This is a genomic window from Pseudoflavonifractor sp. An187 (assembly GCF_002160275.1).
Lineage (GTDB): Bacteria > Bacillota > Clostridia > Oscillospirales > Oscillospiraceae > Enterenecus > Enterenecus faecium.
Genome location: NZ_NFKG01000001.1, coordinates 1 through 22,711 on the forward strand (window position 1 = coordinate 1; position 22,711 = coordinate 22,711).

Here is a 22,711-nt window from a genome sequence, read left to right on the forward strand (position 1 = left end):
TGTTATAATTTGTCTGCATAAACAAATTGTACAGCAAATGAAACGAGAGGCCAACCCCCAAAAAGGTTAGCCTCTCGTTTTGTTGTTCTGGCCTATTTTGCAACAGGCCCATTTGTGTGTTTAGGAAGCTTTGGCCACTTCCGCCTCGTAATCTTGAAGGAGAGTGTTCCAGCTGGCGTATTTGCTGTCTCCCCGACGATCAGAGAACATCTGGGTCCCTTCCAGGTATTTGGCCAGGAATTGAGAGACTTTGACCGTTCCGGTGTGATTCAAGTGATCGCCCCGGTCAAAGGTGTCTTTGGACCAGTCGATGGGAACCTCCTGGGTCCTGGTGTTCAGGTCGATGTATTCCAGGCCCAGCTCGTCCGCCAGCTCCTGAATGCCGTTGTGGCGCTGATAGTTCCAGTTGACGGTGCTGGGGGTACTCAGCAACAGCAGCTTGGCGCCGTGTTCCTCACACAGCTCCTGAATCTGCTCCACCAACAGCCGGTTGAGCACGGGAATGGATGCAGTTTTATCCGTGTAGGCCATGTAGTTGGTGGCATCTGCACTGCTGGCTGCACTGCTCAGGCGGTATCCCTTATAGGGGGTGGTGTAGCTGTTGCCGTCGGTGGGGCTGAAATCCTCCCGGGTCATGGTCTTCCAGCGGTCGTGGTAGCGGAGGATGGGCAGGTACCGGGATACCTCATCCATCACCACGGTTTTAGCCGGAATTTGACGGTAGATACACAGGGTTTCCAGAATCACCAGCTTGGGGGACTGGGTCTCAAAAGCACGCTCCAACAGGGTCTTGCTGTAGGAGAGATACTGGCGGCCGCTGCCGCATACGTAGCTGGTGTATCCGGTGTCTTTCCAAATGAGCAGGGGGGAGATGGAGAAGTAAGACTCGCTGTCTCCCACCACTACCACGTCAATGGAATTTTCGGGTTCTCCCTGAATGCCGTTGGCGATGACCTCTTCCATACCGGCGTCCTTGGTGTTGTTCTTGGGAATGAAGAGAAAGGACAGGCTGTAGAGGATTACCAGAAGCCCCAGGGCAAAGGCGGCAAGGCCCAAGAGGGTTTTTGCGATTTTTACCATGAGATTACCTCCGATTAAAAGCCTGCATAGATGGGGTCAACAGGGATGTAGCCGATGCCGTAGGCACCGAAGATGACCAGGAAGCAGATGGCCGCATAATACACGGCAATGCGCACCGGCCAGGACTTGGACACCAGGGTCTCACCCAACTTGACGCCCCGCTCCTGCATAATGCCCACAACCAGCAGAAATACCAGGAAGAGCGCCACCAGAACGGTGTCGGGGCCGTCAATGCCGTAGGCAAAGAGGTTGCCCTTGAGGATGGGAGAGAAGGACCAGTCGGTCACTATGCGCCAGGCCATTTTCAGGCCGTTCTTCAGGCCCTCCGCCCGGAAGAACAGCTCACCGATGCACACCAGCACACAGGTTCTAAGGGTCTGCATGAGCCGGTAAGCGATGTGGTTGCGGTCAATGTGGAGCCGCTCGGTGACGGTGAGGACCAGAGGTTGCACCAGATTTCCAGCAAAGATCAGGGCGAAATGGTACAGGCCGAAGAAGATGTAGTTCCAGGCCGAACCGTGCCATAGGCCGTTACACAGCCAGACACACAACAGCGCCACGCTGCTGGTGAGGATGGGGCCGTAACGGGGGCCGAAGCGCTTTCTGGCCTTGGAGGTGAGCTTCTTCATGGGCTTGGACATGCTCACCGGGTAGAAGATGTAGTCCTTGAACCAGGTGCCCAGGGTGATGTGCCACCGCTGCCAGAACTCCGAGATGGTGCGGGAGAAGAAGGGACGCTGGAAGTTTTCCGGCAGGGCGACCCCGAAGAGCTGGGCGCTGCCCAGAGCCACGTCGATGGTGCCGGAGAAGTCCATGTACAGCTGAATGGTGTAGCAGATGGCGGCCACGGCGATGATGGAGCCGTTGTACTGGTCGTAGTCGGAAAAGACGTTGAGAATGAAGATGTTCAGTCGGTCCGCCACCACCATCTTCTTGATGATGCCCCACAGGATGCGCTGACCACCCAGCAAGAAGTTGTTCCAGCACATGGGGGGCGCCTCCCACAGCCGCTGGGCGGTCTGCTCATAGCGACAAATGGGGCCCTCCATCATCTGAGGGAAGAAGCCCAGGAACAGAGCCAGGCGGAAGAGGTTGTGGTCGGCCTGAATCTTGCCCCGGTACACGTCAATCAGGTAGGACACCGCCTGGAGGGTGTAGAAGGAGATGCCGATGGGGAGCAAGAAGGAGGGCACCGGAAGAATGGCGGGCATGTGGAGGAAGCGCAGCAGGGCGTTTCCGTTGCTGAGGAAGAAGTGGCTGTACTTGAGGGTGAGGAGCAGGCCGATGTGAATGACCACCGCCAGCAGGATGATGCCCCGCTGTTGCCGCTGAATGCCAGCACGGATGGCTTTCCGTTGGTCCGACTCCGCCAGTGCCAGCCTTTCCTTTCCGTTGCGTGCGGTCAGTTCCAGCCACAGCCCCAGGTGGTGAATGGACAGAGTGGAAAAGAGTAAGTAGACAATCAGCGACCCGCTCACCGCCCAGAAGAACGCATAGCTGGCCAGCAGCAGAATCACGCGGCGCGCCCGTTGCGGTGTGATGGCATAGAGCCCCACCGTAGCAGGGAGCAGGACGGCCAGGTACTGGGGGGAGAAGTAGGAGGCCATGTTATCCCTCCTCTTGGAGACGTTGAATCATAGCCCAGAGGTTTTGGGCGGAGTTGAAGTTGTGGGGAATGACTTCCACGGTGGGAACGGTGATGTCAAAGGCGTCCTCCAGCTCGGCCACGATGGAGATAATGTCCAGAGAGTTCAGGTGGTGCCCATCAATGAGGTCCTGGCAATTGGCAAAGTCCAGGTCGGGGCGAATTTCCTCCAAGATTTCCAGCAGTTGTTCCATGATAATTACCTCATTTCTGTAGATTTGATGTATTGAGATGGTAGGTTTCAAAGTGGGAACGCAGCTCGTTCACCTGTCCGTCTGGGTGGCGGTACAGCACGGCGGGCAGGTCCCGGCTGAGGAATAGGGAAATACCCTCGGTCATGCAGTAGGCCCCCGTGCGCTCAAAGGCCAGCACATCTCCCACGTGGAGAGAGGGGAGGGGTAGCTGCTTGACCAGAATGTCATTGATGGTGCATAGAGAGCCACAGATGTTCCACGGCTCCACATTTCCCGGGGAATGGTGGGTGTAGTGGCGGATGGGGGGCAGCTTCATGGCCATGGACTGGCCGTAGTACACCAGCTGGTGCATGCCACCGTCTACAATGGCGTAGTTCTGCTTGTGGTTGCACTTGGCGTCCACTACCCGGGTGAAGTAGGTGCCACAGTGAGCGGCCAGGCTCCGGCCCAGCTCCAGGGTGATGGTGCCGGAGAAGGTCATAGTTTGTAGCAGCTGGGCAAATTGCTCCAGGTACTCGTCCTCCGGGAAGTCATCTTCGGCGTAGTAGCTCACCGGGAAGCCGGGGCCAAACTCCAACTCTTCCATGGGGTGACCCAGCAGCTGCTCCAGAGTCTGCAAAAACTCGTCCACCGTGGACAGCTCCCGGGTCAGACGCTTCACCGAGGTCTTCTGGGTGCCGGAGAAGTACTGGATACCCTTAAAGTGGAGCAGCGGATCATTCTGGTGCTGGGTGAGAATCTCGATGATCTCGTCCTTTTCCAGACCAAATTGATTTCCACTGGTCAGCCGCAACAGCAGGGACACCGGGGAGCCGCTGTCCTGGGCGGTGCAGTGGATGAGATCAAACTGCTCCATGGACTCCACCGTAAAGATGGCCGGAGAGTTGGGCAGGATTTCCTGGATGAACTCTGGGGTCTTGTACACCCCAGATACCACAAACTGGGACAGGGGCAGGCCCTGTTGGGCACAGATGCGGTACTCACCGGGGGAGCACAGCTCCAGCCGCTCCACCAGAGGAGAGAGGTACCCGGCCAGGAAGGGATTTGCCTTGATGGCGTAGCACAGACCTACTCCGGAAGGCAGTTTGGAACGCAGGTAGGAAACCCGCTGTTGCAGCGTTTCCCCGTCAAACAGGTACAGGGGGGTGGCATATTGCGTGAGCAGGGATTGCACAGCGATATCATCCACGGCTACCAGCTCCTTTCATCAGTAATGTGCGGTCAATTTTGCCGTTCTTGTTCAGGGGGAACTGGTCCACCTGACGGAACACATTGGGAATCATATACGGGGGAAGGGTGGGGAGCAGCTGCAAGCGCAGTTCCTTGGAGGTGAGCTCTCCTTGATAGAAGGCATACAGCCGATGTTTTTCGCTGTGGAACACGCAGCAGCACCGATGCACACCGGGGAGATTGGACACAGCCCGCTCAATTTCCTCCAACTCAATACGGTGGCCCATGTGCTTGATCTGGAAGTCCTTGCGACCACAGAAGTGCAGCTCTCCCAGGGTGGAGTATCGGGCCAAGTCTCCGGTGCGATAGATGCGATCGGGATAGCATGGGTTGAGGGGATTGTTGGGAAAGGCAGCGGCCGTCTGGTCCGGGTTTCGGTAGTAGCCCAAGGCCAGGGCCGAGCCTCGCACACACACCTCGCCCACTACGTTGGGAGAAGTGACCAGCTGGTCGTCTCCGTCCAGCAGGAACACATCCTCGTTGGGAAACGCTTGTCCCATGGGAATGCCGTCGGGATAGGACCGCTCCCGGTCAATGATATGGTATGTACAGTTGCAGGTGATCTCAGTGGGGCCGTACAGATTGACAAATTGGGCGCGGGGCAAGTGCTCCATCCAGATTTTCAGGTGCTTGGCGGGCATCACCTCGCCGCTGAACAGCACCTTGTTCACCGTCTCTGGTGTGCGATAGTCCAAACCGTGGACAGTGGTGATTAAGCACAGAGCGGATACCGCCCAGATCAGGGTGGTGGCCCGGTGTTCACACAGGAAATCCAGCAACTGCTGAGGCTGGGAGAACAGGGGGCGGGGCACCAGCACCAGGGTGGCACCAGTGGCCAGGGCAGAGTAGATGTCCTTTACCGATACGTCAAAGTCAAAGGGGGCCTGGTTGGCAATGACGTCCTTCTGAGTAATGGAGAAGATGGGGCAGAAGTGGTCAATGAAATCCAGGGTAGAGCGATGGCCCACCACTACGGCTTTGGGTACCCCGGTGGAGCCGGAGGTGAAGTTGGCGTAGAGGGGGGCGGTGTCCACGTGGCGCTGCCGGATTTGGGCCAGCAGGGCACGGTCCACAGCGCTTTTCACCAGGTCCTGATAGAGCAGGATGCGGTGAGGCGGAAATACCTCTTCCAGAGCTGCCCGGTGCTCCTCGTCGGTGATGACAAAGGGCGCCTGCAACACCGACTGCATTTGCTGGAGCCGGGACGTGGGAAGCTGGGTATTAAAGGATACGTAAAAACCGCCGGCATACACGATGCCCCAGAAGGCGCAGAGGTTTTCCACGCTCTTTTCCATATAGACAGCCACAGGCTGTCCTTTGGCCAGGGAGAGGGCCAGAGAGGAACCCACCCGTCGGCTGTTCTCCAGCGCTTGGGCGAAGGTAATCGACTGCCGCTCGTCCACCAGAGCCGGTTTTTCAGGGTACAGCTGTGCGCTGCGTTCCAGGTATTCCAAAATATTCGTCATAGCGTATCTGTCTCCTATGAGGTGTCAGGGGGAACAGCCCCCTACATGTGTCATAGTATGGGGGATAAATTTTAATACTGCCATGGGTCTTTTCTTAAGAATTCTTAAGGATGTGGAAACAAATTGTAGTAATTACACCCGCTGGTTGCAGCCCTTACAGGGATGTGGTATAATGTGTGGAAAACAGCAAAGGGCTGAAATTTGGCCCATTTATGCCCAATACGGGCGGCTGATTGGGAAAAATAGCAAAGGTTGTGAAGCATATGCAACAGCAAACGGAAAAGAAAGTCATGCTCTCCGGTATTAAGCCCAGCGGGGATTTGACCCTGGGCTCCTATTTGGGCGCCATTAAGAATTGGGCAGCCCGGGCTGAAGAATATGATTGTTACTACTTCATGGCAGACCTGCACTCCATCACCGTGCGTCAGAAGCCCGCTGATCTGCGTCGGCGCACTCTGGAGCAGCTGGCCCAGTATATCGCCTGTGGTCTGGACCCGGAGAAGAACACCCTGTTCATCCAGTCCCATGTCCACCAGCATGCCGAGCTGGGCTGGGTGCTCAACTGCTATGCCATGTTTGGCGAACTGTCCCGCATGACTCAGTTTAAGGATAAGTCTGCCAAGAATGCGGACAATATCAACGGCGGCCTCTTCACCTATCCCTCTCTCATGGCCGCGGATATCCTCCTCTATCAGCCCGACTATGTGCCTGTGGGAGAGGACCAGAAGCAGCACGTGGAGCTGACCCGCAACATTGTCCAGCGCTTCAACGGCATTTATGGAGATGTGTTTAAGATGCCCGAGCCCTATATTCCCAAGGTGGGCGCCCGCATCATGTCCCTGACCAACCCCGACTCCAAAATGTCCAAGTCGGAGAATGAGGACACCGGACGGGTGTGCTTGATGGATGACCCCACCGTCATCATGAAGCAGTTTAAGCGTGCCATCACCGACAGCGATCGGGAGAACTGTGTGCGCTATGACCCCGAGCACAAGCCCGGTGTGGCCAACCTGATGACCATTTACTCCTCCGTGACGGGTAAGACCTTCCAGGAGATCGAGCAGGAGTTTGACGGACAGGGCTACGGCGTCTTTAAGCCCGCTGTGGGTGAGGCCGTGGTGGAGTGCCTGCGTCCCATCCGGGAGGAGGCCACCCGCATCATGAAGGACAAGGCCTATTTGGAGAGCGTCTACCGTGACGGCGCAGAAAAAGCCTCCCGCGTGGCCCAGAAGACCCTGCGGAAGGTGTATAAAAAGGTGGGCTTTGTGGCCCCCTAAAGGGTTATGTTTTTTCCTCATCGCCCCCCAGACCCAACAGCAGCATGAGTCCCAAGGTGATGACCAGTTCCAGGTTATCCCCCTCTAAAAAGAGAAACAGCAGGATGAGCACCAGGAGAATGTCGCCCGTGTCGATGTTTTCCAGGGAGAAATGCTTTCCAAGCCCGTCTAATAGCTGCGTCAGGCCCCCGGACACCTCCCGAAAGATGGCGTTGTTGGCCGGGGGCGTTGGCTGGCTGTGGGGCCGCTCCCGTCGGGGCGGCTCCTGGGCAGGCTGGTCGTCCAATACCATCCAATCGTCATCGTGTAAGTAGTGGCTATACATGGTCATCCTCCTTTGCCCGGAATAGCTCCAGTCCGCTGCGGATGAGCACCGAGAGTTTGGCGATTTGGATGGCTTTGTCCAGCTTGGCGTACCGCTCCGGTTTCACAAAGGGCCGCAGGGCCTGGAGCAGAGCGGTGCGCCGATCGTCCTGTCTACCCATTTGAGAGAAGAGTTTGGCCGCTGTGGACAAGATTTTAGGGTCCAGCTGCCCAACACTCCCCAAGAACCCGGACAAGTCAGAGGGGGCAGAGGGCGGGGAAGGGGCCGGAGCGGAAGCGGATGGAGAGGCGGAATTCTCGCCCCCCTCCAGAGATTTGGTCAGAGACATGATCTGTTCCATGGCCTGGGGATTGGACAAAATCCCCTCCAGTTTTTCTTCCCACTCCGCCATTGGCTCCCCCTCCTGTTTGTGGCTATTGGTTGAGATGTTGTTTCATCTTCTCCATGAGTTTGGCCCCTTCCGGGTCCCGCATCAGCTTGCGAATGGCGGAGACCAGGGAAGCGGAATCCCCCTGAGCGGCATGGTTGGCCGCCTGTTCCAGGTCGCCGCCGGTGCTCTTTTGCAGCATGGAGAATAGCTGTTGCGTCTCCGGGGCGTTACGCAGTTCTTCCAGCTTTTTTTGGTCGGACAGCAGCTGTGCGGCCTGCGGATTGTGGAGCAGACCATTCAAGTTTGCCATGGCAATTCCTCCTCTACGGCAGGAGAGCCCTTCTGGCTCGCCTGCTCTATTATATGAGTAAACAAAGAAAAGGTGACTACCATGAAAATACTTGTATTCTCCGACTCCCACGGCGCCATGGGTAAGATGGTGGAGGCCATGGAGCACGAACGGCCCCACCATGTGTTCTTTCTGGGTGACCACTACCGGGACGGCATCGAGCTGTCCCAGCTGTACCCGGATATCCCCATGGACATTGTCCGAGGCAACTGCGACTGGGGGAAGGGCCCAGACCTGCGGGTGGTGGAGCTGGAAGGAGTGCGGTTCCTCCTCACTCACGGACACCTGCAATACGTAAAAAGCGGGCTGGATGAGTTGCTCCAGGAGGCAAAAAACCGTCAGGTGCAGGTGGCTTGCTTTGGACACACCCACCTAGCCAAGGTGGTGTACCGGGAGGGTATCTACCTGATGAACCCCGGCTCCGTGGGCGGCTGCCACGCCCGGGAGGGGTACGGCGTCATCGAAGCCCTGGGCGGTTCCGTGAATTTGTTGTTAAAATAAGCAGATAAAAATCCCCCGACTTTCAAAAGTCGGGGGATTTTTACGGACTTATCCGTGATAGGTCTGTCGGTTGTCATGGTGTTCCATGGGACGGAACAGCAGGGTGATGCACCACACAGCGGCCAGACCCACCAGCGCATAGATGGTGCGGGCCAGCCAGTTTCCGGAGCCACCACAGATCAGGGCCACCAAGTCAAAGTTAAAAAGACCGATAGCGCCCCAGTTCAGACCACCGATAATGGCCAGGGACAAGGCTAATTTGTCTAAAAACACGTGAAAAACCTCCTTTTCTCTGCCACTGGTAGTATGGGCAGGGGAAAGGAGGTTTATTCATCAAACATCGTTGAGCTGTTGAGGGCCAAAGCCGTGGGGCATCAGTTGCTCCAAGGTTACTTCCTGATAGCTTTGGTCTCCTCGGGCCACTAAAATACGTAAATTTGGTTTGAATTCATACAACATTTGACGACAGGCGCCGCAGGGCCAGCAGTAATCTTCTCCCCGGGAGATCACAGCCAGGGTCTCCCAGTCGTGGGTGTGCCCCTCGCTCACCGCCTTAACCAGCGCCGTGCGCTCAGCACATAAGCACTGCCCATAGGCGGCATTTTCCACGTTGCAGCCAGTAAATACCGTCCCGTCCGAGCACAGCAGCGCCGCCCCAACCGGGAAGTGAGAGTAGGGGGCATAGGCCCGGTCCAGCATGACGTGGGCTAGAGCGACCAGTTCACGGTCTGTCATAGTTGTACCACCTTTCGTTAGTGGGGATGTACGTGGATGTGCAGATGGCTGGAGATGAGCAGCAGACCCAGGGCAAAGCCAATGATGGTGGCCAGAATGGCCCACTTGGACCGCCACTGCTGGTAAGCCTCGGGGAGTAGTTCAAAGAACACCACATACAGCATGGCGCCGCCTGCAATGCTCATGGCCACGGATAGGGCCATGGGGGTCTGGTTGCCGATGAAGTAGCCCAGCAGAGCGCCCAGCACCGTGGGAGCGCCGCTGAGGGCGGCCACGCCGATGGCAGACCAGGGCTTGGTGCCGTCGTGGAGGAGGGGGACCGCAATGCTCATGCCCTCGGGGATGTTGTGAAAGGCGATGGTGACAGCGGTGAGCAGGCTGGCATAGCAGATGCCCTGTACCGCCACGGTGGTGCCCACCGCCATACCCACCGGCATGTTGTGCAGGGCCACGGCGGCGGCCAGCACAAACCCGGCGGTCTTCAGGTCATGGTGGCCGCAGGCACAGTGGTGGGGGTGGTGGTGATCCTCGTGGTGCATGCTCTTGTCAATCCAGGCGTTGAGGGCGAAGGTAATGAGAAAGCCCAGCACCAGGCATGCAGGGGGGATGATGAGCTGGTCCACCTGCTCCATGGCCTCGGGAATCATGTCGAAGCAGACAATACACAGCATCAGCCCAGCGGTAAAGCTCAAGAGCAGGCTGGTGCCCTTGGGGGACTCCCGCTTGAGCAGCAGAGCCAGCAGGCCACCCAGGGCCAGGCCGCCCACACCGGTGACCGCAGAGAGAAGAATGAGATAAATCAGTTGGGAATGCATGGTGAAACTCCTTTGCAGTTTGGTTGCGCTAACGCCAATGGTATCACTGGACGGGGACTTCGTCAAGGGGGCGTTGACAGTTGCTGTGAAGTTGCTGGCAGATCTCCCGATATTCCTGGGCAAAACAGCTGTTTTTGCTCCAGATGAAGGTGAATTCGTGGTGCATCTGGAAGTCGGAAATGGGAATTACCTTCACTTTCCCCTCTTTCAATAGGTCTTGCACAGCGGCCTGGTAGACAAAGGCGATGCCGCAGTCCTGGAGCAGCAACCCCACAATGCTGTGCATGTTCTCCACCTGGGCATAGTGGGAGAAGTCTGACACACTCAGGTTGAAGGCCGAGAGGTATTTCTCCAGAATTTCACGGGTGCCCGACCCCTTCTCTCGGATGAGCAGTCGCTCCCCCAGCAAATCCCGCAGGGAGGACACCGGCTTTTGAAAGACGTGGCCTTTGGCACATACCGGAAGATATGGCTCCACCCGGTCTACCAAAATGTCGAAGTCGTCCAGGGAGACATAGCCCTCCACCAGGGCGAAGTCGATCTCCCCGGCGTGGAGCAGGTCCGCCAGCATTTGGGTGTTGCCATACCGCACCTGGACATTCACGTCTGGGTGCTGTTTGAGATACTGGGACAGAGCGGGGAGGATGGCATACTCTCCAATGGTACGGGTGGCACCGAACACCAGGGTTTTCCCCTGGGACCCCGCCTCTTGCATCCGCCGGATCAGGGCTTCCTCGTCGTTGCGCAGGGAACCCATGGTGCGCAGCAGCACCTTACCGGCCGGAGTGAGGGCAATTCGTTTCCCATCCCGGAGAAAGAGCGGACAGCCATAGGTCTTCTCCAGAAAGCGAATGTGTTGGGAGACGGCGGGCTGGGTGATGTGCAGCTCCTCCGAGGCGGCGGTGAAGCTCATATGCCGACATGCACTTAAAAAGGTTTCAATGCGAAAGTCCAGCATGGGGAGACCCTCCTCGTCAATCATCCCCTATATCATAATGGAAATTTATCTATATATCAATATAAATAATTTTATTTTTTGGAAGAGCCATATTATAATGCACTTGAACAACAAGAGAGACCAAAATCAGAGAAAGGTGGAATAACGTTGCAGTTCGTGAAAAAGAATGGATATGGAATTTTGCTGTGCCTGGCCATAGCGGTTCCATCTTGGTTTGCAGGGAAAGCATTCCCGATTATTGGTGGGGCGGTCATCGCCATTTTGGCCGGCATGGTGATCACCTTAGTTTGGAAGTGGCGGGAGCCCGTGGACAGCGGCATCAAGTTCGTCTCTAAGAAAGTGTTACAGTGGGCGGTGGTGCTTCTGGGCTTTGGAATGGACCTGAACGTGGTGATTCAAACCGGACGCCAATCGCTACCCATCATCGTGTGCACCATTACGGTGTCCCTGGTGGTGGCAGTTCTCCTCAGCCGATGGATGAACATCCCCGGCAAAGTGGCCACCTTGGTGGGTGTGGGGTCCTCCATCTGCGGCGGCTCCGCCATCGCTGCCACCGCTCCTGTTATTGACGCCGACGAAAACGAAGTGGCCCAGGCCATCTCCGTGATTTTCTTCTTCAATGTCTTGGCCGCCTTGCTTTTCCCTGCGCTGGGCCAGCTGGTGGGCTTTGATACCACGTCCGGCGAGGCCTTCGGTATCTTTGCCGGGACGGCGGTGAATGATACCTCTTCGGTCACAGCCACCGCTGCCACCTGGGACAGCATGTGGAATCTGGGTACCCAGACTCTGGACAAGGCGGTGACTGTGAAGCTGACCCGCACCCTGGCCATCATTCCCATCACTTTGGTGTTGGCTCTGATGCGCACCCGGAAGGAGCGGGGCAACGGCGAGGCCAAAATTCAGATGTCTAAAATCTTTCCCTTCTTCATTCTGTTTTTCATCGCCGCATCGGTGATTACCACCGTGTCCGTGAGCAATGGGATTCCTGCTGCGGTGTTTGATCCCCTGAAGGAGCTGAGCAAGTTCATGATCGTGTTGGCCATGGCTGCCATCGGTCTGAACACCAACATCATCCAATTGGTCAAAAGCGGCGGTAAGCCCATTGCCATGGGTGCCTGCTGCTGGGTGGCCATCACCGTTGTGAGTTTGGTCCTGCAATTTGCCCTGGGCCTGATGTAAAAAGAGAGGAGTATGCGATATGTATGATATCATTGTGGTGGGCGCTGGCCCCGCTGGGATTAGTGCTGGTATTTACGGTGTCAGCCGTGGCAAGAAGGTTTTGATTCTGGAGAAAGGCGAGGTGGGCGGTCTCATCGGGAAGGTCTCTACGGTCACCCACTATGCAGGTATTATCCCTGGAGAGACGGGAGTCTCCTTTGCCGCCCGGATGCGGGAACAGGCGGAGAGCGCTGGAGTGGAAATCCGCCAGGAGACGGTGGAGCAGGTCCAGATGCAAGGAGACGTGAAGACGGTGGTCACAGACCAGGGACAGTATACCTGCAAGAAGCTCATCCTGGCCAATGGTACCACTGGGCGCAAGCTGGGGATTCCCGGAGAAATGGAGTTGGCAGGAAAGGGAATGGGCATGAACGCTGCCAAGCACGGGGCCAACTACGCAGGAAAGCATGTGTACGTGGTCGGTGGTGCTGACGGCGCTGTGAAAGAAGCCCTGTACCTGGCCAGCCTGGCAGAGAAGGTGACCATCATCCACTTCGAGCCCCAACTGGGCTGCATTGCGGAGTTCCGAGACAAGGTGAAGAAGACCCGCAACATCCAGTTGATGCTCAACACACGCCTGCACGCCGTCCGCGGGGAGAACCAAGTGGAGCAGCTGGACCTTCGCAGTGAGGTGGACGGCTCCATCACCACCGTGGACGATCCCGGGTGCGGCATCTTTGTCTATGCCGGGACGGTACCCAATACCCAGCTGTATACGGAGCTGGAGCTGCAAGACGGCTACATCCCCGTCAACGACTGGATGGAGACCCGCATTCCTGGTGTCTACGCCGTGGGAGACATTCGGGTGAAGCAGGTGCGTCAGGTGGCCACGGCGGTGGCAGATGGAGCTACTGCCGCAGTTCATGCCTGCATAGGTTGAGCAAAAGTCAACGAGGAGCAAGCATACGCTTGCTCCTCGCAGCCTGTCGAAAAAGGCCACCAAAAGGTGACCTTTTTCGACAGGCAGAGGGAGCCGCCCATGCGGCTCCCTCTGCTGTTTTCTTAGGCGTCCACCTCGTCCAGCTTGGAGGCAGCAGTTTCCTCTGCCTCCTTGGCAGCGCGAGCTTCATTCAAGTCTTTGGCAGAGGCAAGAATGTCAGCAGCATTCTCCTGTACCGTGGTTACGGTCTCCATTACAGAATCCTTCATGCGCAGTCCTGCGGCAGTGGCATGAACGTAGGCTTTTTTTGCGTCCTTGCTGGACAGCAGTTTGATCCCGAAGGATCCAAACAAGGCTCCGCCTGCAAAGCAGGCCAATTTGCTATAAATACTCATGGTAACCCATCCTTTCCCTTACTTTCTCTTGTAGCCTGTCACCATGACCATGATCATACAGATGATGGCCCCCCAGGCCCAAAATCGATGCTGCTTCATTGGCGTCACTCCTTTTGTTCCAGGCTTCTTTGGAATATCTCATCATTATAGCAGCAAAGTAGGACGCTTGTCGTTGTCAAATCGGACGCGAGATTGCGGCTTCTGACATTTTTCTCAGTCGGCTTGGGGTCATACCATAGAATCGTTTGAATGTTGCATTGAATTGACTGATTCCGGCGTAGCCTACAGCTTGTGCGATTTGGTGGATGGGGAGTTTGGATGTGCAAATCAGTTTATGGGCCTGTTTCATGCGCTGTTCTACCAACCAGCTATGGACGGGAACCCCATACGCACGGTGAAACCATTCCTTCAAAAATGTGGGGGAAACAGAGCATTGTTTGCAGATGTGGGGGATGGTGAGTTTCTCCCCCAAATGGGCCTGCATATACCATGTGGCCTCCAAAATGCTCTGGGGGACATAGCGATGGACATTGGTACCTGGTGTATGAGAAACCGGTACTTTGGAGCAGAGCAAATATAACAATTCCACAGCCTTAAATACGCAATACCGATCCTGAGCTTCTTTCGACAGGTTCAGAAGATCCTGAAACAGTGCTTGGGACCAGGAGGTTCCGGATATGACCATATGACCCCTGCTTGAAATCATCTTTTCTCTGACGATTTTAGTGTCGAGTTCCATTCCCATTGTGGTACAGATAGAGGAAAAACTGTCCTTTGCCAGCTTTGCATCTACCGCCACCAGTACACCACACAGGTCTGGGCTACATTGGCAGGAGGGAAGCCATGAGGGGTCTGAGAGAAGAAGAATATCTGACGTTTCCACGGTATAGGGCTCTGCTTGATCAGGATGAAGGAAAAGCCGACCACCGAAACAAAAGAAGGCTTCAAAATGCAGAGGCTTTCCCACCACCGGAATGGGCAGTTGTCCATTTCTGCTGGACCTTGTCAGGGAAAAGTGACAGATCTGGACTCCAGGCATACTGACACTCCATGAAATTTGGTGAATCCGTTGACTTTGTAGATATTCTCGTAACATGTTCTTATCCCGCCTCATGATAAAACAGACCTTTTCCGAGAGGAAACGCCAGTGGTTAGCGCATACTAACTGGATGATACATCATAACACGACAAGATGCAAGAATTTTCTGAATACAGGGAACAGAGGAGATGGAATCATGCTTGTCATAGCGACTTCTGCTTCCAGCCAAGGAGAAGCGCCGAGTTGATAGTGACCAGGACGGAACCCGCATTATGTACCAGCGCTCCCACAACCGGCCTTAATACATCGGTGGTGGCAAGGACGGTGGCCAAAAAATTTAATCCCATGGAGAAGGTAAGATTTCGCTATGCAAATGGTCTTATGATTGACATGGATAGAGTCGTGTGGTAGAATTTAATGCAGTTAGCGACAGCTAACTGCGAGCGTTCTATGTTCTGATTATTCTCGGAACACAAAATAATACAAACTACAATGAAGGAGTGTTTTTATGCTGGAACACAAGAATACCAACGTCATGAATACTAAGGTTTCCGTCGAGAAAGTTGATTTACTGCATTTTGATCCCTTCAACCCGAATGGCCATTGTTGCTGCGGCGGGCACGATGGGCACCACTGTTGCGGAAAACATCATCACAATCATGACAACAGACCGGATGAAATATCTGATTTATGCCGAATGGATGCTATTACTGATTCATGATTTTTACGCTCGACTTTTCTTGATGGGTCGTTTTTTGATGATACATGAGTCATATAAGCGCAAGTAAAAGTGAAAATGGGAGCGTACTCATCAGAGCTGTCCGATGGGGACGCTCCCGTTTTACCTTCGAACGGTTAGAGCACTTTTGGAGCGGCAGGTAAGCAGCCTGTTGCTGACGCTCGGCGCACTGGAGGTGTCCATGCATATCCAGATTGTCCAGGTAAACTTTGCGAACAAATACCATGACCAGATTGGAGGATCGTATGTCAATGGAACTATGGCAAGGCCTGCTGATTCCTTTTGTTGGGACAACGCTGGGTGCGGCCTGTGTCTTTTTTATGCGAAACAATTTGAGCGAGCTGGTACAGCGTGCGCTTATCGGCTTTGCGGCAGGAGTGATGGTGGCCGCTTCCATCTGGAGTCTGCTGTTACCTGCGATGGAGCAGGCAGCAGATATGGGCCGATGGTCCTTTGTGCCTGCTGTTGCGGGTTTCTGGCTTGGTGTTCTATTTCTGCTGGGGCTGGATCGGCTGATTCCTCATCTGCACCGCGGCAGTTCGGAGGCAGAAGGGCTCAAAAGCAGTCTTGGAAAGACAACTATGCTCACTTTGGCCGTGGCACTGCACAATATCCCAGAAGGAATGGCAGTAGGCGCGGTCTACGCCGGGTGGCTTTATGGAGACAGTGGGATCACGCTGGCGGGGGCGTTAGCTCTTTCTTTGGGAATCGCCATTCAGAACTTCCCGGAAGGCGCTATCATATCCATGCCTTTGAAGGCGGAAGGGTTCTCAAAATTCCGCTCCTTCCTGTATGGGGCGTTGTCCGGTGCGGTGGAGCCGTTAGGCGCCATCCTGACCATCCTTCTGGCTGGAATTTTAGTCCCGGTACTGCCCTACGCCCTGAGCTTTGCCGCAGGAGCGATGATCTATGTGGTGGTGGAGGAATTGATCCCGGAAATGTCAGTGGGAAAGCACTCTAATGTGGGAACCATTCTGTTTGCAGTTGGATTTACCCTCATGATGACACTGGATGTGGCGCTGGGCTGAGGCTAGTTGCTTGGAAGGAGGATAACGAATGTCTCATTTAGGCGTTGTGGAAGATACGCTGTTTGTCCCTATGCTGGGTAGGCTCTATGCCAGCGAACATTGCCCGCAAATCTTATATGATAAAAAGGCGCTGGAGTTGAAGGAGAAGCTGCCGGCTGGTCTGCGGAAGCCGGGTGACCAGAACCAGTACACCTTGCTGGCCTCCGCCGTTCGGTCAGCCAATATGGATCGGTTCATCCGGTCATTTCTGGGACGCAGGCGGGACGGGGTCATCGTCCAGCTTGGATGCGGTCTGGAAACCACATATCATCGCTGCGACAACGGCCGCACTCGCTGGTATGCTGTGGATTTGCCTCATGTGGTGGAGTATCGGCGGGAGTTGCTGCCGGAGCCGGAGCGGGAAACCTATGTTGCTGCGGATGCCTTTGATGACGACTGGATCAGGCGGATCCGTGCCAATGTGCCGGAGGCTCCCCTCCTTGTCACCGCTGGTGGGCTGTTCCACTATTTTGAGGAAGCCGAGGTTATGGGGCTGCTTCGAATGCTGCAGCAATTCGGAGAGATAGAACTTGTCTTTGATGCTGTGAGCAAAAGCGGCATGGCCATGGTGCGGAAAAAGTACATGAGGCAGGTAGGCCACGGCGATGCCCGGATGTTTTTCTATGTGGATGAAGCCTCGGAACTGACCGGGAAAATCGGCGGCGGGGTCGAGATTCTTGCCCAGGAAGCTTATTATCGCCATATCCCCAGAGATGGTTTGCGATTCTCCACAAAGGTCAGTATGGCAGTTTCTGATCGATGGTGCATGGTGAAGATGATACATCTGAAGTTATAAAACGACCATTTTGCCCATATTTTATCGCAGAACTTTCTGGTAGCGTATAGGTGAGCAGTATACTATGTTTTGGTGGACACGGAGTAGTAGAAGTTTATACAAAAGGATAAGAACTACGTTTGGTATGATATAAAGGGATTGCTGTGTTAATTTTATACAGCAATCCCTTTTGCGATATTTCTTCCACTGCCTCTTGACAAAAGAAGCTCACCGCTCTATTATAACAGTGTTATATATCACTGTTATATGAGGTTGTATATGGAAGAAAAATCGACTGCCACGCTGGAGAGAATCCAGCAGGCCGCTATGGAGGAATTTACAGAGAAGGGCTTTCAGGGCGCCTCTCTGCGGCAGATTGTGAAGCAGGCTGGTGTCACCACCGGCGCATTTTACGGCTATTTCTCCAGCAAAGAGGCGCTCTTTGCATCCATCGTGGAGCCCCACGCCGCTGCGCTGATGGGCCGGTTCATGGAAGCCCAGACCTCCTTTGCCGAGCTGCCGGAGCAGGAACAGCCGGAACACATGGGACTGGAGTCCAGCCAATGCGTCCATTGGATGGTGGACTACATCTGCGACCACCGAGAGCCGGTGAAGCTGCTGCTGTGCAAGGCCGAGGGCACCAGCTATGAGCATTTCGTCCATAATATGGTGGAGGTCGAAGTGGAATACACCCTCCAATACCTGGAGGTACTCCACCGTCTGGGGCATGAATGCCCCCAGCTGGATGCACAGCTATGCCACATCATTGCCAGCGGAATGTTTAACGGCATTTTCGAGATCGTCGTCCACGACATGCCCAAGGAGCAGGCCATGCGGTATGTGGACCAGCTGCGGGATTTCTACACTGCCGGGTGGTTGCAGCTGATCGGCCAGTAACATACCGCCAATCTTTTTCGTAAGATCGGGGCTTTGCCCCTTTCTTTTTACACAAAAGGTTAGCAATAGCTAACCATAAAAGGAGGAATATTTGTGAAGGAAAAGAAGCAAAACGCTCTGACCGTTCTGCTGGGATATGCGGGCAGCCACAGGCGGCTTACCTTCCTGGGGCTAGGACTGTCAGCAATATCCATGGTGTGCAGTATGATTCCCTATCTCTGTATCTGGCTGGCGGCCCGAGATTTGATTGCCGTGGCGCCGGATTGGACGCAGGCCCAGAGCGTGACGCGCTATGGCTGGATCGCCTTTGCTTTCGCGGTGGGCGGCATCCTCATCTACTTCCTGGGTCTGATGTGCACCCATCTGGCGGCGTTCCGCACGGCGTCCAACATCCGCAAACAGGGCATGGCACATGTGATGCAGGCTCCGTTGGGCTATTTTGATGCCAATGCTTCCGGTTTGATCCGCAGCCGCCTGGACGCAGCGGCCGCCGATACAGAAACCCTGCTGGCTCACAATCTGGCGGACATCGTGGGCACAATCACCCTGTTTCTTGCCATGCTGGTGCTGATGTTCGTGTTTGATTGGCGTATGGGTGCGGCATGCCTGCTGTCGGCGGTGATCTCCATCCTTGCCATGTTCAGTATGATGGGCGGCAAAAACGCCGAGCTTATGGCGGAATACCAGGCGGCCCAGGACCGTATGACCAAAGCTGGCACGGAATATGTACGAGGCATCCCGGTGGTCAAGATCTTTCAGCAGACCGTCTACTCCTTCAAGGCCTTTCAGCAGGCCATTGAGGAGTACAGCGCTAAGGCGGAGTACTATCAAGGTGATGTGTGCCGCGTTCCGCAGTCCATCAATCTGACCTTTACTGAGGGCGCCTTTCTGTTTCTGGTGCCGGTGGTGCTGTTCCTGGCTCCCGGCGCACTGGCTTCGGGTGATTTTGCGGGACTTGTCACAAACTTCGCCTTCTACGCCGTATTCTCTGCCATCATTTCCACGGCACTGGCCAAGATTATGTTTGCGGCTTCCGGTATGATGCTGGCCAACACCGCTCTGGGGCGTATCCAGCCGGTCATGGACGCACCGATGCTGCCGGTGCCGAATCATCCCCAGACTCCCAGGGACAACCGGGTGGTATTCCGGGATGTGAGCTTTACCTACGACGGCGCGCAGTCTCCCGCCCTGTCCCAGGTCTCCTTCACCGCCGAGCCCGGAGAGACCGTGGCGCTAGTGGGGCCTTCAGGCGGCGGCAAGACCACCGCCGCCAGTCTAATTCCCCGGTTTTGGGACGTGGACACCGGCGCCGTGGAAGTGGGCGGCGTGGATGTGCGTCAGATTGACCCCCATGTGTTGATGGAGCAGGTCGCTTTTGTGTTCCAGAACAACCGGCTGTTCAAAGCCAGCATTCTGGAAAATGTTCGGGCGGCCCGGCCCGACGCCAGCCGGGAGCAGGTGCTGGCCGCCCTGGAGGCCGCCCAGTGCGGCGACATTCTGGAAAAGCTGCCCCAGGGACTGGACACCGTGATCGGCACCGAGGGAACCTATCTCTCCGGTGGCGAGGCCCAGCGCATTGCCCTGGCCCGGGCCATTTTGAAGGATGCCCCTATTGTGGTGCTGGATGAAGCCACCGCTTTCGCGGATCCGGAAAATGAAGCCTTGATCCAGAAAGCCTTCGCACGGCTGACAAAGGACCGCACCGTCATTATGATCGCCCACCGACTCTCCACCGTGGTGGGCGCGGATAAGATCCTGGTGCTGGAGGGTGGCCGGGTGACAGAACAGGGCACCCATAGAGAACTGATCGCGGCAGGCGGATTGTACACCCGGATGTGGGCCGACTACAATCGGGCGATCCAATGGAAAATGGAAAGCGGCAAGGAGGGGAAATAAATGTTCGGAGCAAAATTTCAACGGAAATATGCCCTGACGGATCAGGGCGTACAGAATACCAAAAAGGGCACCTTTTGGACGGTGGTCGTCAATCTGGTGGTCATGGGCGGGGTCAGCATCGTGTACCTTGTGATGTCCGGCCTGATGGCATCTCTGACCGACAGTGCCTCCTTGACCGCCTCTCTGCCTGTACTGGCCGGTCTTGTAGTATTTGCGCTTCTCTCTTTTCTCACCCATTTCCAGCAGTATAAGGCCACCTACGGTCTTGTGTACGGCGAAGTCAAAGCCACCCGGCTGGGTTTGGCGGAACGGCTGCGCAAGCTGCCCCTTGGCTTTTTCGGTAAGCGCGATCTGGCCGACCTGACGGAGACCCTGATGGGTGATGTCAACCGCATGGAACATGTCTGGAGCCATGTGCTGGGCTACCTGTACGGCTCCTACATTTCCACCGCCGTGATTGCGGTCTGCCTGCTCTGGTATGACTGGCGGCTGACCATTGCCTGTCTTTGGGGAGTTCCGGTCGCGTTTGGCCTGCTGTTTGGAAGCCGGAAGCTCACCGAGCGCCGGGCTGAGCAGACCAAGCACGCCGCCGTGCGGGTTTCAGATGGGATGCAGGAGGCGCTGGAACATGTGCGGGAGATCCGTGCCACCAATCAGGAGGAGCGTTATCTTGCGGGGCTGTACCGGAAGATCGACGACCATGAACGGATCATGATCCGCGGCGAGCTGGTTACCGGCCTATTTGTCAACGGGGCCAGCGTCATCATGCGGCTGGGCGTGGCGACCACGATCCTTACGGGCGCGGGGCTGATCCTGTCCGGACAGATCGACTTCATGCTGCTGTTTCTGTTCCTCATGGTCATTACCCGTATCTATGCCCCCTTTGACCAGAGCCTTGCGCTGATTGCCGAGTTGTTTGTCTCCCAGGTGTCGGCAGACCGGATGAACGCTCTGTTTGAGACACCCATCGCCGAAGGGGCGGAAATCTTCCAGCCCAAGGGACACGACATCGTATTTGACCATGTGGAGTTTGCCTATGACAAAAAGGCTGTCCTGCACGATGTCAGCTTTACTGCCAAAGAAGGCGAGATCACCGCGCTGGTGGGGCCCTCCGGCTCTGGAAAAAGTACCTGCGCCCGGCTTGCGGCGCGTCTGTGGGATGTCACCGGGGGCGCCATCAAAGTGGGCGGGGTGGATATTGCCACGGTGGACCCAGAGGTGCTGCTGACCGATTATTCCATGGTTTTTCAGGATGTGGTGCTGTTTGACGACACGGTGATGGAAAACATCCGCCTGGGCAGGCGCGGCGCCTCTGACGCGGAGGTGATGGCCGCAGCCAAAGCCGCCAATTGCGAGGAGTTTGTCAGCAAACTGCCCCAGAGCTACCAAACGCCCATCGGAGAAAACGGCGCAAAGCTATCCGGCGGCGAGCGACAGCGCATCTCCATCGCCCGTGCGCTGCTCAAGGACGCGCCCATCGTATTGCTGGACGAAGCCACCGCCTCTCTGGACGTGGAAAATGAGACCAAGGTACAGGGGGCGCTCTCGAAGCTTCTCGCCGGAAAGACGGTACTGGTCATCGCCCACCGGATGCGTACTGTGGCTGGGGCAGACCATATTGTTGTTCTGAAAGACGGTTGTGTGGACCAACAGGGAACCCCGCAAGAGCTGATGGCAGAAGGTGGCCTGTTCCGACACATGGTAGAGCTTCAGAACGAAAGTGCTCTGTGGCAGTTGAATCGGGCAGGCTCATAATTCTTTGTGCAATCAGGAAATGAGAGAAGCCCACAGTTCGAAAGGAGCTGTGGGTCTTTCTCTTGGCAGCAATTCTGTTGTCCGGTAGATCCAAAGCCTGTTTCTGCGTACATATAGAAAGCACTTCCTTGACAAGTGGGAAAAACAGGCGTATAGTTAACTCGAAAGTTAGCATAAGCTAACCTCGGTTGAAAGCCTAAGTCATTTGCCCATGCGCATTCCGTTTTTGCCGCATGAAGGGATGAGAGAGAAGGGAAGATTGGTATGTCAGAAGCATTGACGCCATTTCAAATTCAGCTGTTGCTGTACTATCTGGAGGCAGAGCCGTCCAAGCGTACGGTCACCGATTCTGCCAGAAGCCTGGGGGTAGGGAAATGGGCCATTACCCGTGCCATGGATGCCATGGAGAAACAGGGAATTGTAGAACGGCTGGAACACCGCAAAACGGCCCTCACCGTACCTGGAATCAAGCTGGCGGAGCAATACAGACGTAAATTCTGTGTTTTTCATCGATATATGCAGTACCTAGATGTCCCATTAAGTCAAATTCGAGAAAATGCGCTGCAGGGGCTGGCAGCGGGGTTTTCTGACGCATTTATGGATCGGCTCTCCGAACAGGAGAGCCGTATGGAAATCAAAGAACACTTTGCAGGCCGTCAACGATTTCATGGCGGCGAAATTTGTGACCTCCTGGAAGACGGAAGCTACCACTTTCCGTTTATCATCTATCGAGAGCAGATGAAAAATCACAGCAATATCTCTATGGCAAATCAAGGTTTCGAGCATCCCTGTGAGCTGATGGTGAAGGATCACCAGGGACTGGTATATCTCACCGTCAAAACTGTGTCGGCCCAGTCGGCATCCAGCGGCAAGCAGATGGAGGGGCGGATTCAGAAGCTGCAATATCTATGCGACGGGGAATTCCGGGACGGTGGAATGGACGGACGCTACATATATTTCCCAGCAACTGCGCTGCAGTTTATCTCTATGGGGAAAGGTCGTGACACGTTGCTTCATGGGAGCGTGTGCCTGAAGATGCAGTGCAGTGTGGGGGAAATGCATATGCCAGAGAGTACAGCAGTATTCACTGTGTTCATCCATTAAA

25 protein-coding genes are annotated in these 22,711 nt (G+C 55.5%); 11 read left to right on the plus strand and 14 right to left on the minus strand.

What is annotated here, in order from left to right; translation table 11 throughout:
- Positions 1-120 precede the first annotated feature (120 nt).
- The 5 genes from B5F22_RS00005 to B5F22_RS00025 are packed head-to-tail and all read right to left on the minus strand — an operon-like array spanning position 121 to position 5,615.
- Entirely contained in the window at positions 121-1,080 is a 960-nt protein-coding gene (locus B5F22_RS00005; protein ID WP_087389504.1) for an SGNH/GDSL hydrolase family protein, read from the minus strand.
- A 14-nt stretch (positions 1,081-1,094) separates the two neighbouring features.
- Complete coding sequence (locus B5F22_RS00010; RefSeq protein ID WP_087371368.1) at positions 1,095-2,687, minus strand: MBOAT family O-acyltransferase; 1,593 nt, start codon at positions 2,685-2,687, stop codon at positions 1,095-1,097.
- A 1-nt stretch (position 2,688) separates the two neighbouring features.
- A complete protein-coding gene (locus B5F22_RS00015) occupies positions 2,689-2,919 on the minus strand; it encodes a phosphopantetheine-binding protein (protein WP_087231748.1) in 231 nt (76 codons plus the stop codon).
- Positions 2,920-2,929: 10 nt separating this feature from the next.
- Positions 2,930-4,108, minus strand: a complete 1,179-nt coding sequence (locus B5F22_RS00020; RefSeq protein WP_242955016.1) for an alanine racemase — start codon at positions 4,106-4,108, stop codon at positions 2,930-2,932.
- A complete protein-coding gene (locus tag B5F22_RS00025) occupies positions 4,101-5,615 on the minus strand; it encodes an amino acid adenylation domain-containing protein (protein WP_087389506.1) in 1,515 nt (504 codons plus the stop codon). The genes B5F22_RS00020 and B5F22_RS00025 overlap by 8 nt, the downstream gene beginning before the upstream one ends.
- Before the next feature lie 263 nt (positions 5,616-5,878).
- On the opposite strand from B5F22_RS00025, the gene trpS reads away from it, so the two are divergent.
- Positions 5,879-6,892 (plus strand): tryptophan--tRNA ligase, encoded by a 1,014-nt coding sequence (trpS, locus tag B5F22_RS00030; RefSeq protein WP_087389508.1) that lies wholly within the window; start codon positions 5,879-5,881, stop codon positions 6,890-6,892.
- Positions 6,893-6,896: 4 nt separating this feature from the next.
- Here trpS and B5F22_RS00035 read toward each other — a convergent pair whose 3' ends face one another.
- The 3 genes from B5F22_RS00035 to B5F22_RS00045 are packed head-to-tail and all read right to left on the minus strand — an operon-like array spanning position 6,897 to position 7,897.
- Positions 6,897-7,217: a hypothetical protein gene (locus tag B5F22_RS00035; RefSeq protein ID WP_087371359.1), complete on the minus strand. Its 321-nt coding sequence runs from the start codon at positions 7,215-7,217 to the stop codon at positions 6,897-6,899.
- Positions 7,210-7,608, minus strand: a complete 399-nt coding sequence (locus B5F22_RS00040; protein ID WP_087389510.1) for a hypothetical protein — start codon at positions 7,606-7,608, stop codon at positions 7,210-7,212. Before B5F22_RS00040 ends, B5F22_RS00035 begins: the two co-directional genes overlap by 8 nt.
- Positions 7,609-7,630: 22 nt before the next feature.
- Positions 7,631-7,897 carry a hypothetical protein gene (locus B5F22_RS00045; RefSeq protein ID WP_087231731.1) on the minus strand — a complete coding sequence of 89 codons (267 nt, stop codon included), beginning with the start codon at positions 7,895-7,897 and terminating at the stop codon, positions 7,631-7,633.
- Positions 7,898-7,978: 81 nt separating this feature from the next.
- On the opposite strand from B5F22_RS00045, the gene B5F22_RS00050 reads away from it, so the two are divergent.
- Positions 7,979-8,437: a YfcE family phosphodiesterase gene (locus B5F22_RS00050; RefSeq protein WP_087389512.1), complete on the plus strand. Its 459-nt coding sequence runs from the start codon at positions 7,979-7,981 to the stop codon at positions 8,435-8,437.
- 48 nt (positions 8,438-8,485) lie between these two features.
- Here the strand turns inward: B5F22_RS00050 and B5F22_RS00055 are convergent, their stop codons facing one another.
- From B5F22_RS00055 to B5F22_RS00070, 4 genes are read right to left on the minus strand one after another with little or no spacing between them, the layout of a single operon-like run.
- Entirely contained in the window at positions 8,486-8,710 is a 225-nt protein-coding gene (locus tag B5F22_RS00055) for a DUF378 domain-containing protein (RefSeq protein WP_087231725.1), read from the minus strand.
- A gap of 60 nt (positions 8,711-8,770) precedes the next feature.
- Positions 8,771-9,172 carry a cytidine deaminase gene (cdd, locus tag B5F22_RS00060; RefSeq protein WP_087371349.1) on the minus strand — a complete coding sequence of 134 codons (402 nt, stop codon included), beginning with the start codon at positions 9,170-9,172 and terminating at the stop codon, positions 8,771-8,773.
- A gap of 17 nt (positions 9,173-9,189) precedes the next feature.
- Positions 9,190-9,987, minus strand: coding sequence for a ZIP family metal transporter (locus B5F22_RS00065; RefSeq protein ID WP_087389514.1), 798 nt, complete (start codon positions 9,985-9,987; stop codon positions 9,190-9,192).
- Positions 9,988-10,030: 43 nt separating this feature from the next.
- Entirely contained in the window at positions 10,031-10,945 is a 915-nt protein-coding gene (locus tag B5F22_RS00070) for a LysR family transcriptional regulator (protein ID WP_087389516.1), read from the minus strand.
- A gap of 78 nt (positions 10,946-11,023) precedes the next feature.
- Here B5F22_RS00070 and B5F22_RS00075 point away from each other — a divergent pair, with 78 nt between their 5' ends.
- On the plus strand, positions 11,024-12,124 hold the full coding sequence (locus B5F22_RS00075; RefSeq protein WP_143482134.1) for a YeiH family protein: 1,101 nt from the start codon (positions 11,024-11,026) through the stop codon (positions 12,122-12,124).
- Between the two features lie 19 nt (positions 12,125-12,143).
- The gene (locus B5F22_RS00080; RefSeq protein WP_087231710.1) at positions 12,144-13,043 is read left to right on the plus strand and encodes an NAD(P)/FAD-dependent oxidoreductase; all 900 of its coding nucleotides are present in this window, start codon (positions 12,144-12,146) and stop codon (positions 13,041-13,043) included.
- A gap of 122 nt (positions 13,044-13,165) precedes the next feature.
- Here B5F22_RS00080 and B5F22_RS00085 read toward each other — a convergent pair whose 3' ends face one another.
- Positions 13,166-13,438, minus strand: a complete 273-nt coding sequence (locus tag B5F22_RS00085) for a DUF6110 family protein (protein WP_087257637.1) — start codon at positions 13,436-13,438, stop codon at positions 13,166-13,168.
- 175 nt (positions 13,439-13,613) lie between these two features.
- A complete protein-coding gene (locus B5F22_RS00090; protein ID WP_087389518.1) occupies positions 13,614-14,534 on the minus strand; it encodes an AraC family transcriptional regulator in 921 nt (306 codons plus the stop codon).
- Between the two features lie 539 nt (positions 14,535-15,073).
- On the opposite strand from B5F22_RS00090, the gene B5F22_RS12170 reads away from it, so the two are divergent.
- The 7 genes from B5F22_RS12170 (at position 15,074) to B5F22_RS00130 (ending at position 22,710) form a co-directional block, all read left to right on the plus strand.
- On the plus strand, positions 15,074-15,265 hold the full coding sequence (locus B5F22_RS12170) for a hypothetical protein (protein ID WP_087389520.1): 192 nt from the start codon (positions 15,074-15,076) through the stop codon (positions 15,263-15,265).
- A gap of 196 nt (positions 15,266-15,461) precedes the next feature.
- Positions 15,462-16,244, plus strand: a complete 783-nt coding sequence (locus B5F22_RS00105; RefSeq protein WP_087389521.1) for a ZIP family metal transporter — start codon at positions 15,462-15,464, stop codon at positions 16,242-16,244.
- A gap of 46 nt (positions 16,245-16,290) precedes the next feature.
- Entirely contained in the window at positions 16,291-17,079 is a 789-nt protein-coding gene (locus B5F22_RS00110) for a class I SAM-dependent methyltransferase (RefSeq protein ID WP_343223900.1), read from the plus strand.
- A gap of 258 nt (positions 17,080-17,337) precedes the next feature.
- Positions 17,338-17,955: a TetR/AcrR family transcriptional regulator gene (locus tag B5F22_RS00115; RefSeq protein WP_087231692.1), complete on the plus strand. Its 618-nt coding sequence runs from the start codon at positions 17,338-17,340 to the stop codon at positions 17,953-17,955.
- A 93-nt stretch (positions 17,956-18,048) separates the two neighbouring features.
- Positions 18,049-19,851 carry an ABC transporter ATP-binding protein gene (locus B5F22_RS00120; RefSeq protein WP_087389525.1) on the plus strand — a complete coding sequence of 601 codons (1,803 nt, stop codon included), beginning with the start codon at positions 18,049-18,051 and terminating at the stop codon, positions 19,849-19,851.
- Positions 19,852-21,606 (plus strand): ABC transporter ATP-binding protein, encoded by a 1,755-nt coding sequence (locus B5F22_RS00125; protein ID WP_087389527.1) that lies wholly within the window; start codon positions 19,852-19,854, stop codon positions 21,604-21,606.
- Positions 21,607-21,870: 264 nt separating this feature from the next.
- Positions 21,871-22,710 carry a hypothetical protein gene (locus tag B5F22_RS00130; protein ID WP_087389529.1) on the plus strand — a complete coding sequence of 280 codons (840 nt, stop codon included), beginning with the start codon at positions 21,871-21,873 and terminating at the stop codon, positions 22,708-22,710.
- Position 22,711: the final 1 nt, after the last annotated feature.